Here is a 15629-nt window from a genome sequence, read left to right as displayed (position 1 = left end):
GACACCATGGACGCAACACACCGTTTTCGTAACGTGCACTCGTTTCGCAGGCGTGCCAGTGCCGGCGCTGCAAGTGGCAACGTTCAAACGTGGGTTCAAATCGGCGCGATGCTCGACGCGCCAGTCGTTCAACTTCCGTGCAAGAGCCAGCCTCCGTCCACGAGCAGGTCGATACCGGTCACGTAGGACGACAGTGGCGAAACCAGGAACAGGGCGGCATCGGCGATTTCCCAGGGCTCGGCGGCGCGGGCCAACGGGATGTTGCCCAGCACATTGTTCTGTCGGTGTTGTTCAAGCAGCTGTGGTGCCAGGTTGCCCGGCGTCGCCGTCAACCCCGGCGAGATCGAGTTGACCCGGATCTTGAACGCGCTCAAGTCCTTGGCCAGGCTTCGCGTCATGGCCAGCACGGCGCCCTTGGACGCGTCATAGGTGCAGTGATTGGCCATTGGCCGGTGGCCGCACACCGATGACAGATTGACGATCGCGCCGCCGTCGCCCTGCCGGCGCATGTAGTGCTGCGCCGCCTGGGCACCGAGGAACACCGCACGCGTATTGATTGCATGCAGCCCATCCCAGAACCCTGCATCGATGGCATCAATCGCCTTCAGCGGGTAGACGCCGGCATTGTTGATCCAGATATCCAGCCGGCCAAAACGCTCGACTGCGACATCCGCCAGTTGACGGATCGCCTGCGGGCAACTGACATCGGTCGAGTGAAACGCCACGCTGAAACCGGCCTCGACCAACTCAGCGCTGCGCTCCGGCGCCAGGCTGCCGATCAGCACATTGGCCCCGGCTTCGGCCAGGCGCCGGCTGATGGCAAAGCCAATGCCACTGCTGCCGCCCGTCACCACCGCGGTTTTCCCGGACAGATCCAGCAGCCCGGCGAAGGGCTGGTAAGGCAAGGCTTGATAGGGTCCGGACATGTTCTCACCTGCTCTTTGTTTATCGTTGATCATGCGGTAGCCAGGGCCATGATGCGGTCCGGCGCAACCTGCGACCGCTCGAGGATGCCTTGGCAGCAACCGCGAGCCATGACCATGACGCGATGGGATAGGCCGATGACTTCCTCCAGGTCGGAACTCACGACGATCACCGACATGCCGGCCTTCGACAGCTCAATGATCAATTCGTAAATTGCCGCACGCGCGCCCATGTCGATACCGCGGGTCGGCTCATCGAGAATGATCACCTTGGGATTGCGCGCGATCCATTTGGCAATCACGACCTTCTGCTGGTTACCGCCCGAGAGCTTGTCGAGCCGTTGCCTCGCCACGCCCTTGATCCCCAGCGCGGCAATACGCTCGTGGGCGAAGGCCGTCACGCGATGGTTGGCCACGATGCCGCAGGCGCTGAGGCGGTCGAGGTTGCAGTACGCCAGGTTCTCGGCAATGGTCTGCGTCAGCACCACACCTTCGGATTTGCGGTCTTCGGGAATCAGCACCACACCGGCGCCGATCGCGGCCAGCACGTTATTGGCCGGCAGCGGTCGACCGTTCAACAGCACGTCGCCGTGGCTGACGGCGCTCAGCCCGGCAATCGCCTGCACCAGCTCGGTACGGCCAGCCCCGACGATGCCGGCGATGCCGAACACCTCCCCGGCCTTGACCTCGAACGAGATGTCGCGAAAGCGCCCGGCCTTGTCCGACAGCTGCTCCACGCGCAGGACCACGGCGTCCTGCGGCGCCGGCAACTCGGGGAACAACCGTTCGATGGGCCGTCCGACCATCTGCGACACCAGCACACTGACCTCGGCCGCCCCGCTCTCGTGGCGAGCGATCAGGTGCCCGTCCCGCAGGACCACGACCTTGTCGGCGATCCGCGCAATCTCGTCCATGCGATGGCTGATGTAGATAAACGACACGCCCTGCTGCTTCAGGGTTTCGATCTGCTGGAACAACCGCTCGGTTTCTTCCTTGCCGAGGGCCGCCGTGGGTTCATCGAGAATCAACAAGCGTGAATTGAGTGTCAGCGCACGCGCGATTTCGACCAGTTGCTGGGCGGCAATCTTCAATTCCCGTACCGGCGTCTGCGGCGAGATATCCAGCCCCAGGCGCTGCAATTGCTTGGCGGTCTCGCGGTGCAGGGTCTTGCGGTCGATGATTGCGCCACGCGTCGGCAGATGGCCGAGAAACACGTTCTCCGCCACGCTCAAGTCCGCCAGCAAATGAATTTCCTGATGGATCATATTGACCCCCAGCGCCATGGCGGCCGCCGGACCGTTCGGCGCGTAGGGCTCGCCCGCCAGGAACATGCCGCCTTTGGACGGCGCCAGGGCGCCGGCAATAATCGAGGAAAAGGTCGACTTGCCCGCGCCATTTTCCCCAAGCAAAGCCACCACTTCGCCGTAGCCGATATCGAGGCTGATGTCCTCCAGCACGCGCACCGAGTTGAATGATTTGCCGATCTGCGTAGCCCTGAACAGAGGTACCGGGACCGTTGGGTGAGTACTCATGACGTGCCCTCCTGGATCCGGTTCACGGGTGCTGCTCAAGGAACGTCGCCACGTTGTCGCGGGTGGTGACAAAGGCCGGTAGCAACTGCGTCTTGGCCACCGGCTTGCCCTGTTGCAGGTCGAGCGCGGTACGCAGCGCCGTGCGGCCCATTTCCACCGCCTGCTGGGTGATGGTCATGTCCATCTTGCCGTCGCGAATCGCCTCCAGGGCCGAGGGCAAACCGTCGTACCCGAACACCCAGACCTTGTGATCGATATTGGCGACCTTGACGGCTTGTGCCGCCCCCAGCGCCGGTGCATCCGAACGGCCGATGAACACATTGATCCCGGGATTTTTCTGCAACATGTCCTGGGCGACTTTGAAGCCGTTGTCCTGCAGCCAGTCGGTGGGCTTGCGGTCGACGATCTTCATCCCCGGCGCGTCTTTCAACACCGCGTCCAGGCCCTGGGCCCGGGCCACTTCAGTGGAGTCGCCCAAGGTGCCCTGCAGCAGGCCGATTTCAGCCGTCCCACCGGTCAGCTTGATCATTTGCCGAGCCAACTCCCCCGCCGCCGCGAGGTTATCGGTAGCGATGTACGCGTCGCATTCGACATTTTTCGGGAAGTTGTCGATGCAGATCACGGGCACACCCTGCTGCCGCGCCAGGCGTACCGGCACCGCCGAGGCCGCACTGCCGGTGGCGGTATAGAGCAGCACATCGATGCCTTTGCTGAGCATGTCCTGGATCTGGCTGACCTGCCGCGCCGGATCAGCCTGAGCGTCTGCAACCAGCACATTTTTGATCCCGAGTGCGTTGGCTTGCTGTGTCACGCCGTCACGTACCATCAGGTAGAACACCCATTGCAGGCTCGGGATCGACATGCCGACGGTGATTTCACCCACGGGCTTGGACTGGGCGTGCGCACTGATCGACATCAGGCAGCCAAGCAGAAGCGCGAGAGCACGCACTGGAAACGCTGAAAGCTTCATGGTTTTTATCCTTATTATTTGGGCTTGGGATCAGTCAGGGTTGCGCTTGAGCAGGTCAAGCATCACGGCAAACGCGATAACGGCGCCGATGACCACTTGCTGGACGAAGGGTGAAATGCCGGCCAGGTTCAAGCCGTTGCGTAAAACGCCGATGATCAGTACCCCGATGAGAGTGCCGACCACGCTGCCGGCACCGCCCTTGAGGCTGCCGCCACCGATGACGACGGCAGCGATCACGTCCAGCTCATAGCCCACGCCCGCGCCGGCCCCGGCGGTGTCCAGCCGGGAAGTCATGATGATGCCGCCCAGGGCTGCACAGACTCCGGAGATGATGTACACCGCGCTGGTGTAGGCCTTGACCCGGATTCCGGCGAGCTTGGCGACTTTGCTGCTGCCGCCGATGGCGTACAGGCTGCGCCCCGCAACGGTGAACCTGAGGACAAACCAGAACAGCAGTGCGAGTACCACGAAGCACCCGACCGTCAGTGACAGCACGCCAGCGTAGCGAATCACCGAAAGGTTGCTGAACCACTCCGGGAAGCCGCTGATTTGCGCGCCATCGGTGACCATGTAAGCGAGGCCTCGCGCCACCGACATCATTGCCAGCGTGGCAATGAACGACGGCAAGCCGGCCTTGACCACCAGCAACGCGGTGGTCGAACCACACGCCGCCCCGACGAGAATGGCACCGAGCATGGCGACCCACATGGGCAGCCCGACTACCTGACCGAGCCAACTCATGGCCATGATTGCCACGGCCAGTACGGCGCCTACCGACAGGTCGATACCGCCAATCAGGATGACCAGGGTCATGCCCAACGCCATGATGCCGAGGACCGTGACCTGATCGAGTACATTGAGCAAGTTGCTCACGGTCAGGAAACTATGCGTCGATACCGTCAATACAACACACAACAGCAATAGACCGATCAACGGGCCGGCGACACTGGTGTCCAGGCCGACCCACTTTGGAAGCGATCCGGCCAGTCTGAACTTGCCCAACAACTGATTGTTCATACCCATATCCACTTATTATTTAATTGTTATAAGAACGAGCACTGCGCAACTAACGAATCAGTCTTGCAACTGACGGTACCGCCCACCCATGTACAACAGTGGGTCGTCGAGTGGCTGGGTGATAACCTCCAGGACATTGCCGATAAACACGGTGTGCGTCCCGTGCTCCAGGGTTTGCACCACTTCGCAGAAAATCGCCGCCTGGGCGTCGGCCAGGTACCGGATACCCTGTGCTCCCGTGCGCCATTGACCCTCTATAAAACGCCGTTCGCGCAGGTCGGGCTGGCTGAAGATCCTGCAGATCGGCTCATGCTGGCTTTGCAGCATGTTCACGCAGAACAGCCCGGATCGCTTGATCACCGGTGAAGCGCTGGCAGTGCGGTTGATGCAGATCAGGGCCGAAGCCGGGTCCATCGACACCGAGGAAAACGCGGTGGCGGCCAGGCCGTGGGGCCGGCCCTCATCGTCGAGTGTGGTGATCAGGGTCAAGGACGAGGCAAAGCGTCCCATCGCGGTTTTGAATGGGCCGGCCAGGTCGATCGAAGGGGCAGCCTCCTGATAATTAACACGCATCTTGAAACCCTCTTATTGTGTAGTGACTCACACGCTCGGTATTCATTATTCGCAATCTTCCCTACTTTTCTATTCACTTTTAAAAAATTGACTTTTCACCGACCGCGTAAGATGAAGCCAACAACAAAGACATTTGAATCACGTTCACATATCCCCTGAAACGCCCATGGCAAAGCCTTCGCGCCGGCGCAACTGCGCTCACGACTTACTTAACTAATGGAATTAACTGAAGAATCGTTTAATACTTTGCGAACAATTAGAAAACAGCCTCGTGAGATGAATCATCATGGTGGATCGACTACAGGACATGCGATTGTTTCGGCTGGTCGTGCAGACAGGCTCACTGTCTACCGCCGGGCGGCAGATGGGCCTGTCGCCCGCGGCCATGAGCGGACGGCTGAAGGCAATGGAAGAGTTTTATGGCCTGCGCCTGCTCAAGCGCAATACACGCAGCTTGAGCCCGACCGCTGAGGGTCAGTTGCTTTTTGAGAACGCGCTGAAGATTCTCGAAGACGTCGATGCCCTGGACAACATCATCAAGAACGGTCACAGCGACCTGCTGGGTACCATCGGCCTGACCTGCCCCACGGACCTGGGTCGCCAATGGGTCAGCCAACTGGTGGATGCCTTCCTGCGCGACAATCCGCATGTCAGCGTTCGCCTGTTTTTCACCGACCGGATCCTGGACTTTGTCGAGTCCGGTTCAGACATTGCGATCCGCTTCGGCGACCTCCCGGACAGCTCATTGATCGCGCGTTCACTGGGTGTCGATCGGCCGATGATTTGCTGCGCGCCCGAGTACCTCCACCGCTACGGCGCCCCGCTGACGCCGGAAGACTTGCACCAGCACAATTGCCTGGTGCAACTGCGCGCGGACTTTGCACTGGATCGCTGGAAATTCATCAAGGACGGGGTCTCGACCACCATCCAGGTCAAGGGCAACCGCCTCGCCAACGACGGTTTTACCCTGCGCCAGTGGGCGATCCAGGGCCTGGGGATTATCTGGAAGTCAGTCTGGGAAGTCGCCGACGATATCCAGGCGAAACGCCTGATCCCGTTGCTGGAAGACTATCAATGCCCAACAGCCGGCTTTCACCTGCTCACCGAAGGCGGGAAGAAATTGCCGCAGCGGGTCAAGTCGTTCGTGGAGTTCGCCGTGCAGTACTTCAAGCATCTCGACATGCCGGCCCGGCACGTCCTGGCACTCAACCAAGCGGCACAGCCTGCAGGTCGTCCAGAACCGGCTTGAGCGCTCCCGCCAGTCGTTCGTAGGCGCGGTGCATGCCCTCATAAAAGGCGCTGCGCGACGGGTCGGGCAGCGCGACGCTTTGCACCGGCGCACGCCAATCCGTGGCGGTCTGCTGCAAGTCGGCAAAGACCCCGGCACCATGACCCGCGAGCATCGCCGCGCCCAACACGCCGTATTCGGCGCTGGGTAGCTTGTGATAAGGCAAACCCAATACGTCGGCCTTGATCTGGCGGAACACCGGGCTGTTGGCACCACCTCCCAGGCTGATCACCCCACCCAACCCTGCGACGTTGTCGATGTCCCGCATGCAGCGCAGAAACTGCGCATATTCATAAGCGATCGACTCGAGCATCGCCCGGTATTGGTCGGTGCGGTCATGCGACCAGTCAAGGCCGACAAACGCCCCCGACAGCGACGCATCGAAGGGGGCATGCCGCCCGCCACAATGAGGCAGGTACAACAGCTTGTTGCGGGCACACAGTGCCGCCGCCCTGGCCTCCAGTTGCAGGCATTCGTCCGGCGTGAGGCCAAACCCCTTGAGCGTCAGGCCAGCGCCACCCACATACGCCATCGAGTAGTACATGCCGGGAACGCAATGCCGGAACGTCGACAGGGTCTTGTGTTGCGCGTCCACGGCAAAGGTGTCGAGCAAGGTCGCGAGCACGGCTCCCGTACCGGCTATATCGAAGAGTTGCCCACTGGCGAACGCGCCGGTCCCGAGCAGGGAGGCCGCGATGTCGGCGCACCCGGCGAAAATCGGCGTGCCGACCGGCAATCCGCAGTCACGCGCCGCGCGTGCGCACACCGCGCCAATCCGGTCCCAGGGCCTCACCAGTTGGGGCAACCGTTCGGCGTCAAGGTGAAACTCATCAATCAACGAGGTATTCCATTGCAGCGTGCGGCTGTCGGCAAAGCTGTTGAAACCCAGGTAAGTGTCATCCATGAAGGCAGCCTCGGCCTCCAGCGCGGCCATGCGTCCAGCCACATAGGCCGCGGGCATGATGAGCTTGCTGACCCGTCGATACACCTGGGGCTGCTCATCGCGCCAATACAGCCACTTCGCCGCATGAGTGGCACTCACCGGGCCGCCCGAGCGCTCGATGATCTGTTGCTCGTAGGGCTTGAGTCGCTGCACCTGGCTGGCACACCGCATGTCCAGCCATGAGTCATACGGCGTGGTCGCTTCCCAGTGACGGCCGATCGTCGAGATGCCAGCCATTTGTCCGCATATCGCAATACCACACACATCACGCGCATTGATGGAGGGCTGGGCCAGTACGTCGGCGATGGCGAGCATGACCGAGGCGTACATTTCGTCCGGGCACTGCCCGTAGACCCGAGGCGCGGGGTTGGACAAACGCGCCGGACGGCTGGCAGCGCCCCGTCTTCGACCGCTTTCGTCAATGACGCCGACACGAGTGCTGGAGGTGCCCATGTCCACCCCGATAAACAAGGCTTTACGCTTCAAGAGTCACTGCTCGCAGAATCAAACGCCGAGGGTTGAGCACACAGAATACTGCGATCACGGCCGCTGCGGCAGAGGCCCCTCAGGGTCCCCCGGGACGCGGCGGTGAGGCTCAACAAGGCGGCTCATTCCGGGCCCGCAGCATGTCAGCGATGACCCCGGCCAATGCGGACTGATCAAACGGCTTGGGCAAACGCGTCAACGCGCTTTTGAGGTCCACTGCCACCTCTGCGAAGCCGGACGAAAGGATGATCGGCAGCGCCGGAAACAGCTGCTCGAGGGTGTTGGCGAGCTCGACCCCGTTCATCTCCGGCATCGCCATGTCGGTGATGACCAGGTCGAAGCGCTCTCCCTGCGTCAGGCACGCCAACGCAGCCTGCCCTCCCGCCGCCGGCGTGACGCGATGCCCGAGGTCTTCAAGCATCGCGCCGGTGCTGATCAGCACCAGCGGGTCGTCATCCACCAGCAGGATATCGAGGGGTTGCACGTGGAATGTGTCAGGCGGGCTTTGGGTTGATACCGGTTCAGTGGCCTGCGGCGAGCTGTGCACCTCGGCAACCGGCAACCAAAGTTCGGCACGCGTGCCCTCGCCCACCACACTCTTGAGCACAAAGTGGCCCTTGGATTGCGCCGCCAGGCCATGCACCATCGACAGCCCCAGCCCTGTGCCTTTGCCCGCGCCTTTGGTGGTGAAGAATGGCTCCATCGCACGCTGCAGGGTCGCCTCACTCATCCCCGGCCCGGTGTCGATGACAGCGATGCAAATCAGCCGGTCGGAACCGGGCGGGCTGCCGGGAAACGAATCCTCACTTGCCGAGATCAGAATCCGCCCCTCGCCGCCCATGGCATCCCGGGCGTTGATGACCAGGTTCATCACGGCCATTTCCAGTTGGCTCATGTCGACCAGCACAGGGCGCAGGACCAGCGGGAACTGAGTGTCGACGCGAATGCCGGCGCCGAGCATGCGGCACAGGAGATCGGACATGTTTCTGATCAGTCCACCCACATCCACAGGCTGCGGATCAAGCTCCTGACGACGGGCAAAGGCGAGCATTCGCTGGGTAAGCGTCGCGCCGCGTTGAGCGCCCGCGATGGCGTTATTGAGCAATGACTGGACTTTTGAATCCTGTGGCACGCGCTTCCTGGCCAGCTCCAGGCTGCCGAGGATGACCATCAGCAGATTATTGAAGTCATGCGCGATCCCGCCGGTCAGTTGACCCAGGGACTCCATTTTCTGCGCCTGGAACAACGCTTCCCTGGTCTCCTTGATCTCCTGTTGCGCCTGCACGCTTTCGGTCACGTCGCGGGTGATTTTCGCGTAGCCGATCAGCTCCCCCTGCTCGTTTCTGATCGGGTCGATCACCACATGGACCAGGAACCGCGTACCGTCCTTGCGCACGCGCCAGCCCTGCCCTTCGTATCGCCCCTCACTGACGACCGTGGCCAGGGCACGCTGAGGCACATGATTGGCGACGTCATCCGCCTGGAAAAACATTGAATAATGCCTGCCGATCACTTCGGCAGGCTCATACCCTTTGATGCGCTGGGCGCCAGCGTTCCAGGTGGTGATAATGCCGTTGGGGTCCAGCATATAGAGGGCGTAGTCGGTGACGCCTTGCACGAGCAGACTGAACTGCTGCTCGCTCTGGCGCAGTGCCTGCTCTGCCGCCCGGCGTTCAGTCAGGTCGCGCGTGACTTTTGCGAAGCCGATCAGCGAGCCATCCTCTGCGCGTATCGGGTCGATGATCACCAGGGCCCACAGGCGCGTGCCGTCTTTCCTGACTCGCCACCCTTCGCCTTCAAAGCGGCCTGACTCATCCGCGCTCTTCAGCGCCCGGCCGGGCAGGTCGGATGCCAGGTCCTCCGGCGTGTAGAACAACGAGAAGTGCTTACCCAGCACTTCGCTCTGGTCGTACTGCTTGATCCGCTTGGCGCCCGAGTTCCAGCTACGAATCAGCCCATTCGTATCAAGCATGTAGATGGCGTAGTCCACCACGGCTTCCACGAGCAACCGATAACGGTCTTCCGGGTGGTTGGGCTGATTGGCAGGCGCGGATGGCATCAGGGTAGCCTCGAAGAAAAATGAGGGTTTCGACCTGATCAGTATGTCGAATAATCGGCTGCGCGAACCAGCTTAATCTGGGTCCTGCAGAAAAACCTCGAGGGTTGTGCCCACCGCATTGGCGCAACGGGCTGAGCACGCCGATGGTCAACTCGAGTCGAAACCCACCGTCCGAATTTGATATCGTCCCTGAAGATGATGGTTAAACGGAGCTTTATCATGGACGACGGCGCCCCCCTTCCCCAGACAGAATCAAAGCGCTTGGAACGCGTGGCGCAGCTGTGCGCCCGGGACACTCAAGAAGATCCCGTTTTCAATAAAATCGTGGCAATGACCAGTGAGTACTTCAACGCGCCGATCGCGCTGATCTCCATCGTCGATAAGCACGAACAATGGTTCAAGGCGCGCATCGGTATCGAGGAGTGTTCCACACCGAGAAGTGCCTCGTTCTGTGCCTACTCGCTGCTGGACAATCAGCCCCTGGAAATCCTGGATGCACGCAGCGACCCGCGCTTCAAAGCCAATATCCTGGTGACGGGCGCACCGTTTATCCGCTATTACGCCAGCGCCCCGCTGTTGACCGACGATGGCTTATCGCTGGGCAGCCTGTGCTTTATCGATACCGTTGCGCGTGCGCCGATGAGTGCGCAAGACGCGGCGATGCTCAACCACCTGGCCGAACTCGTGATGATGCGGATCATGGGCGTACGCTCCAGGAACTACATTGACCAGCCGACCGGCCTGTTCAACCGCTTGCGGTTCGAAGAGGATATCCGTGAGACGCTCACCCGCGAGGGCGCGATCAGGATTTACGCGGTGGATGTCACCTCCCCCAAGTTTCTCAACGATGTGGTCAAGGCTTTGGGCTACAGCTTTGCGCAGGACCTGATCCTTGCGATAAAACAGCGCTTGCACGCCCTCCTGCCGCCGGAGTGCCTGCTGTATAAAATCAGCCCGACGCGTTTTGGCTTCCTGATCGCGGGCAGGGTTGATCGAGAGGTCATCAGCCCGCGGATTATCGAGAGCTTCAAAACGGCCGTCGATTGCCACGGTATTCCTATCTTGATGCACGTCGGCATTGGCATCCTGCCGATTAACGGCAACGACGAGCAGGACTGGCTGCGCTTGGTCATCAGCGCTGCAGATGCCGCGAGAGACCGTGGCCTGGGCTATTTACTCTATGACCCCACGTTCGATGCCACGCAACAACGGGCCTTCACCCTCTTGAGTTCGCTGTCGCAGGCCATCCGCGCCGAGGATCAGCTCAGGCTGGTATTTCAACCGAAAATCAACTTGCCCAGCGGCAGATGCGAGGCGGTAGAAGCCCTTATCCGCTGGGATCACCCACTGCTGGGGACCATCAGCCCCGCAGAATTCATACCGCTGGCTGAAAAGACCGCATTGATGCCGTCCTTGACCTCATGGGTCCTGAACGCGGTGATCGATCAAGCCACTCTCTGGCGCAAACGGGGACTGGTGCTGAAAATCGCGATGAACGTCACGGTAGGCGACCTGGAAAGCCCGGCCTTTGTTGACACACTCATCGGTCGTCTTGAGGCTGAGCAACTCCCCGCAGACCGGCTGGAGTTGGAATTCACCGAAAGCACCCTCATGACCAACCCGACTGAAGTGGTTCAGCAACTCACACGCCTGCGCAATCTGGGTGTCGAAGTTGCCATCGACGACTTCGGTACCGGCTACAGCAACTGGATCTACCTGAGTACCTTGCCGACCAGCACGGTCAAGCTGGATCAGTCCCTGATCAGCAACCTGACAACCAATGAAAAAGATAAACGCCTGGTGAAAAACCTGATTGAACTGGCCAGCGGCCTGGGCTATCGCGTGGTGGCCGAGGGCGTAGAAAACCAGGACATTTTCGACCTCGTGAAAGCGTGGGGCTGCCACGAGGCGCAGGGGTATTTGATAGGCAAGCCAATGGCTGCAAAGGATTTGGAGGCGTGGGTGAACAGTCACGCGTTTACCGCGTAAACACCGGTGGCAGGACTGGAACCCCAGGGAACCGGGAGGAAATGAAAAGAGAGACCGAGGTCTCTCTTCATAAATCGCAGGCAAAAAAAAGCCACTCTATTGAGTGGCTTTTTCTTTGTGTTTGGAGCGGGAAACGAGACTCGAACTCGCGACCCCGACCTTGGCAAGGTCGTGCTCTACCAACTGAGCTATTCCCGCGTCTTGGTGGTGTGCATTCTATAGAATCCAGAACCCCCGTCAACCCCTTGATTCAAAAAAGTTTTATTTCTTTTCAACGGTGGTGCGCAGGTGAGGCCAGGCGGCGCGCAAATACTGGAGCATCGACCACAGCGTCAGGCCGGCGGCGATCAGCAGCAAGGCGTAGCCGAGCAGGACCCAGAACGAGAAGTCCGACGGGTTGGCCAGCAGGATCACCAGCGCGAGCATCTGCGCGGCGGTTTTCCATTTGCCCATGTTGGACACGGCCACGTGGGCGCGGGCGCCGATTTCGGCCATCCATTCGCGCAGGGCCGAGACGACGATCTCACGGCCGATGATCACGGCAGCCGGCAGGGTCAGCCACAGGTTGCCGTGTTCTTGTACCAACAGCACCAGAGCGACAGCCACCATCAGTTTGTCGGCCACCGGGTCGAGGAACGCGCCAAACGGCGTGCTCTGTTCCAGGCGGCGCGCCAGGTAGCCGTCAAGCCAGTCGGTGGCAGCCGCAAAGGCGAATACCGAACTTGAGGCCGCGTAGCTCCATTCGTAGGGCAAATAGAACAACAGAATAAAAATCGGAATGAGCAGGACGCGTAGAACGGTGATCAGATTAGGGATATTCATCGGCACAACTGGCTACAAGGTGGAAAGGCATTCTATTCGCTGTGCAGGTTTGCATAAATCAACTCAGCGAGCTTTTTACTGATACCGGGTGCTTTGGCTATTTCGTCAATGCTGGCACGGGATAGCTCCTGCAAGCCACCAAAATGTTTGAGCAAGTCGCGGCGTCGTGTCGGGCCTACCCCTGCAACCCCTTCCAGGGTTGAGGTTCGCCGGGTTTTGCCACGGCGGGCGCGGTGCCCGGTAATGGCGAAACGGTGCGCTTCGTCGCGAATCTGCTGGATCAGGTGCAGCGCAGGTGAGTCCCCCTTCAAAGTGAACTCATGGGCGGCATCATTCAAGTACAACGTCTCGAAACCGGCCTTGCGCGTGGCGCCCTTGGCCACGCCGAGCAGAATCAGGTCGGGCACCGCCAGCTCGTTGAGCACGTCACGGGCCATGGACAGCTGGCCCTTGCCGCCGTCCACCAGCAGGATATCGGGCAGCTTGCCCTCGCCGTCCTTGAGCTTGCTGAAACGCCGCGTAAGGGCCTGGTGCATGGCGGCATAGTCATCGCCGGCGGTCACGCCTTCGATGTTGTAGCGCCGGTAGTCGGACTTGATCGGCCCTTCCGGCCCGAATACCACGCAGGAGGCCACCGTCGCCTCGCCGCTGGAGTGGCTGATGTCGTAGCACTCCAGGCGTTGGGGCGGCTCGTCCAGGTTGAGGACTTCGGCCAATGCGTCGAAACGCGCGGCGACGTGCTGTCGATTGGCCAGGCGTGCGCCCAGCGCCTGTTCGGCGTTGGTCACGGCCAATTGCTGCCAGCGTGCGCGGGTACCGCGTACACGATGGCTGATGTCCAGCTCGCGGCCGCGCAGCTCGTGGATCGCCTCGATCAAGGTCGGGAAGTCTTCATGCACCACGTTGACGATCAGCTCGGACGGCAAATCGCGCTCGGGGCTGCTGACGTAGTACTGGCCCAGGAAGGCGGCCATGACTTCGGCGACCTCCTCGTCGATACCGGTCTGCGGGAAAAAGTTCTTGCTGCCCAGCACCCGCCCGCCCCGCACGCTGATCAGGTGAACACAGGCGCCGCCCGGGTTGACGAAGGCTGCGATCACATCGACATCGCCGGTGCCGCCTTCCATGCTTTGCTGGTCCTGGACGCGGCGCAGCAGGGAAATCTGGTCACGCAGCTCGGCAGCGCGCTCGAAATCCAGGGTACTGGCGGCCTGCTCCATGGCGCCGGAGAGTTCATCGGTCAGTGCATTGCTGCGCCCTTCGAGGAACATCACCGAATGGCGCACATCCTCGGCGTACTCTGCAGGCTCGACCAGCCCCACACACGGGGCCTTGCAGCGCTTGATCTGGTACTGCAGGCAAGGCCGGGTGCGGTTCTTGTAGAAGCTGTCTTCGCACTGGCGCACAAAGAAGGTCTTTTGCAGCAGGCTCAAACTCTCGCGGATCGCACCCGCGCTGGGGTACGGACCGAAATACTTGCCCTTCTGCTTCTTCGCGCCCCGGTGAATGCTCAGGCGCGGAAAGTTGCCGTCGGATAAAAACACGTACGGGTAGGATTTATCGTCGCGCAGCAGGATGTTGTAGGGCGGCCGCCACTCCTTGATCAGCGTCTGCTCAAGCAGCAGCGCCTCGGTCTCGTTGGCGGTGATGGTGGTTTCGATCTGGGCGATACGCGCCACCAGCGCGGCGGTCTTGGGCGCCAGGCCGGTCTTGCGAAAGTAGCTCGCCAGGCGGTTTTTCAGGTTCTTGGCTTTGCCGACATACAGCAGCCGTGCCTCGCTGTCGAACATGCGGTACACGCCAGGGCGGCCACTGCAGGTTGAGAGAAAGGCACTTGGATCAAACGGTGTGCTCATGTCAGGCGCTGGCGTCCACCATGCCGTGGCGCACCGCGAGCAGGGTCAATTCAACATCACTGCTGATGGCGAGCTTCTCGAAAATGCGATAGCGGTAGGTGTTGACGGTCTTGGGTGACAGGCACAGCTTGTCGGAGATGGTCTGAACCTTCTGGCACCCCACAATCATCAAGGCAATCTGGATTTCCCGCTCCGACAGTGCGTCGAAGGGCGAGTCGCTGGTGGGCTGGAAGGATTTGATGGCCAATTGCTGGGCAATCTGCGGGCTGATGTACCGCTGGCCGGCAAATACCAGGCGAATGGCCTGGACCATCTCGGCCAGGCCCGCGCCCTTGGTCAGGTAGCCCGCCGCCCCTGCCTGCAACAGGCGGGTGGGAAACGGGTCTTCCTCGCACACCGTGACCACCACGACCTTGATGTCGGGGTGGCTGCGCAACAACTTGGTCGTGGCGCCAAGACCGCCGATCCCGGGCATCTTGACGTCCATCAACACCACATCGGGTTTCAACTCCCGGGCCTTGATCAGGGACTCCTCACCCGATTCGGCCTGGCCGACTACTTGCAGGCCATCGATGTCAGCCAGCATTCGTGTAATGCCTGTACGAACGAGATCATGGTCATCGACTACTAGCACCCTAATCAAGCAGACACCTCGCGATATGGTCTTATAGGTTGCTGAACACCTTAGCAAAAAACCAAGGCGCAGACCTAGTTGCAAGTGTCATATATATAGAGTTTCAACGCGCTGCGCCTGCCCGTCGAAGCACGAACCGCGCTGTTTATCGGCTTAAAGGTCAGGAATCCTGGGGTTGCGGCTTGGGTTTTCCGTTGCGTATGGATGAATGCTCGGCCAGCGTGGTGGTCAAGCGGCGGATTGCATCCTGGTCTTCCTTGAACATCGCTCGATAATTGCCCAGCACTTTTTCTTCGATCTGGCTCAGGTTATCCAGTTGGATCGGCGTAGGGCTGCCCGTCAACACGTACAGGATATCCACACCTCTTTGCGCCACGCGGGAAAGGTAGTCAGCCTTGGGCGCCCGACCGCCGTTTTCATATTTGCCTTGCGCGTTGGCTTCAACGCCTCCTATTTCACCAAACACTTTTTGCGACAGCCCTAGCCGCTCTCTTTCTTGCCTTAAACGCGAACCGATTCCACTCATTTGGATGTATG

The 15629-nt window shown here is 60.7% G+C and carries 13 protein-coding genes and 1 tRNA gene; 2 read left to right on the top strand and 12 right to left on the bottom strand.

Features of this window, described 5'->3' with window-relative positions:
* Window positions 1-128: 128 nt before the first annotated feature.
* Genes AC07OJ_RS00340 through AC07OJ_RS00320 form a run of 5 tightly spaced genes read right to left on the bottom strand, consistent with a single transcriptional unit; the run spans window position 129 to window position 5015 of the window.
* On the bottom strand, window positions 129-926 hold the full coding sequence (locus AC07OJ_RS00340) for an SDR family NAD(P)-dependent oxidoreductase (protein WP_495093643.1): 798 nt from the start codon (window positions 924-926) through the stop codon (window positions 129-131).
* A 29-nt stretch (window positions 927-955) separates the two neighbouring features.
* On the bottom strand, window positions 956-2455 hold the full coding sequence (locus AC07OJ_RS00335; protein ID WP_495093642.1) for a sugar ABC transporter ATP-binding protein: 1500 nt from the start codon (window positions 2453-2455) through the stop codon (window positions 956-958).
* 22 nt (window positions 2456-2477) lie between these two features.
* Window positions 2478-3425: a sugar ABC transporter substrate-binding protein gene (locus tag AC07OJ_RS00330; RefSeq protein ID WP_201143949.1), complete on the bottom strand. Its 948-nt coding sequence runs from the start codon at window positions 3423-3425 to the stop codon at window positions 2478-2480.
* Window positions 3426-3455: 30 nt separating this feature from the next.
* Window positions 3456-4442 (bottom strand): ABC transporter permease, encoded by a 987-nt coding sequence (locus tag AC07OJ_RS00325; protein WP_065905598.1) that lies wholly within the window; start codon window positions 4440-4442, stop codon window positions 3456-3458.
* Window positions 4443-4499: 57 nt separating this feature from the next.
* Window positions 4500-5015 carry a flavin reductase family protein gene (locus tag AC07OJ_RS00320; protein WP_201143948.1) on the bottom strand — a complete coding sequence of 172 codons (516 nt, stop codon included), beginning with the start codon at window positions 5013-5015 and terminating at the stop codon, window positions 4500-4502.
* A 286-nt stretch (window positions 5016-5301) separates the two neighbouring features.
* Here AC07OJ_RS00320 and AC07OJ_RS00315 point away from each other — a divergent pair, with 286 nt between their 5' ends.
* A complete protein-coding gene (locus tag AC07OJ_RS00315; RefSeq protein WP_177343950.1) occupies window positions 5302-6264 on the top strand; it encodes a LysR family transcriptional regulator in 963 nt (320 codons plus the stop codon).
* Here AC07OJ_RS00315 and AC07OJ_RS00310 read toward each other — a convergent pair.
* Together AC07OJ_RS00310 and AC07OJ_RS00305 are read right to left on the bottom strand one after the other, a co-directional pair.
* Window positions 6221-7732 carry a xylulokinase gene (locus AC07OJ_RS00310; protein WP_495093641.1) on the bottom strand — a complete coding sequence of 504 codons (1512 nt, stop codon included), beginning with the start codon at window positions 7730-7732 and terminating at the stop codon, window positions 6221-6223. The genes AC07OJ_RS00315 and AC07OJ_RS00310 overlap by 44 nt on opposite strands.
* Window positions 7733-7841: 109 nt before the next feature.
* Window positions 7842-9791, bottom strand: a complete 1950-nt coding sequence (locus AC07OJ_RS00305; RefSeq protein ID WP_495093640.1) for a hybrid sensor histidine kinase/response regulator — start codon at window positions 9789-9791, stop codon at window positions 7842-7844.
* A 219-nt stretch (window positions 9792-10010) separates the two neighbouring features.
* Between AC07OJ_RS00305 and AC07OJ_RS00300 the strand changes: the two genes are divergently transcribed.
* The gene (locus AC07OJ_RS00300) at window positions 10011-11780 is read left to right on the top strand and encodes a sensor domain-containing phosphodiesterase (protein ID WP_201143945.1); all 1770 of its coding nucleotides are present in this window, start codon (window positions 10011-10013) and stop codon (window positions 11778-11780) included.
* 122 nt (window positions 11781-11902) lie between these two features.
* Here AC07OJ_RS00300 and AC07OJ_RS00295 read toward each other — a convergent pair.
* From AC07OJ_RS00295 to AC07OJ_RS00275, 5 genes are all read right to left on the bottom strand, one after another.
* Window positions 11903-11978 (bottom strand) — tRNA-Gly (locus AC07OJ_RS00295).
* Window positions 11979-12041: 63 nt separating this feature from the next.
* On the bottom strand, window positions 12042-12602 hold the full coding sequence (pgsA, locus tag AC07OJ_RS00290) for a CDP-diacylglycerol--glycerol-3-phosphate 3-phosphatidyltransferase (protein ID WP_016968866.1): 561 nt from the start codon (window positions 12600-12602) through the stop codon (window positions 12042-12044).
* Window positions 12603-12634: 32 nt separating this feature from the next.
* Window positions 12635-14458 carry an excinuclease ABC subunit UvrC gene (uvrC, locus tag AC07OJ_RS00285; protein WP_495093639.1) on the bottom strand — a complete coding sequence of 608 codons (1824 nt, stop codon included), beginning with the start codon at window positions 14456-14458 and terminating at the stop codon, window positions 12635-12637.
* A 1-nt stretch (window position 14459) separates the two neighbouring features.
* The gene (gene gacA, locus AC07OJ_RS00280) at window positions 14460-15101 is read right to left on the bottom strand and encodes a response regulator transcription factor GacA (RefSeq protein ID WP_003190387.1); all 642 of its coding nucleotides are present in this window, start codon (window positions 15099-15101) and stop codon (window positions 14460-14462) included.
* Window positions 15102-15252: 151 nt separating this feature from the next.
* Window positions 15253-15618 carry a helix-turn-helix domain-containing protein gene (locus tag AC07OJ_RS00275; protein WP_065905592.1) on the bottom strand — a complete coding sequence of 122 codons (366 nt, stop codon included), beginning with the start codon at window positions 15616-15618 and terminating at the stop codon, window positions 15253-15255.
* Window positions 15619-15629 lie beyond the last annotated feature (11 nt).

The organism is Pseudomonas sp. GW821-FHT09C08 (assembly GCF_059418125.1).
The sequence above is the reverse complement of the archived record's forward strand: the minus strand, read 5'-3'. Positions and strand labels throughout refer to the sequence as shown.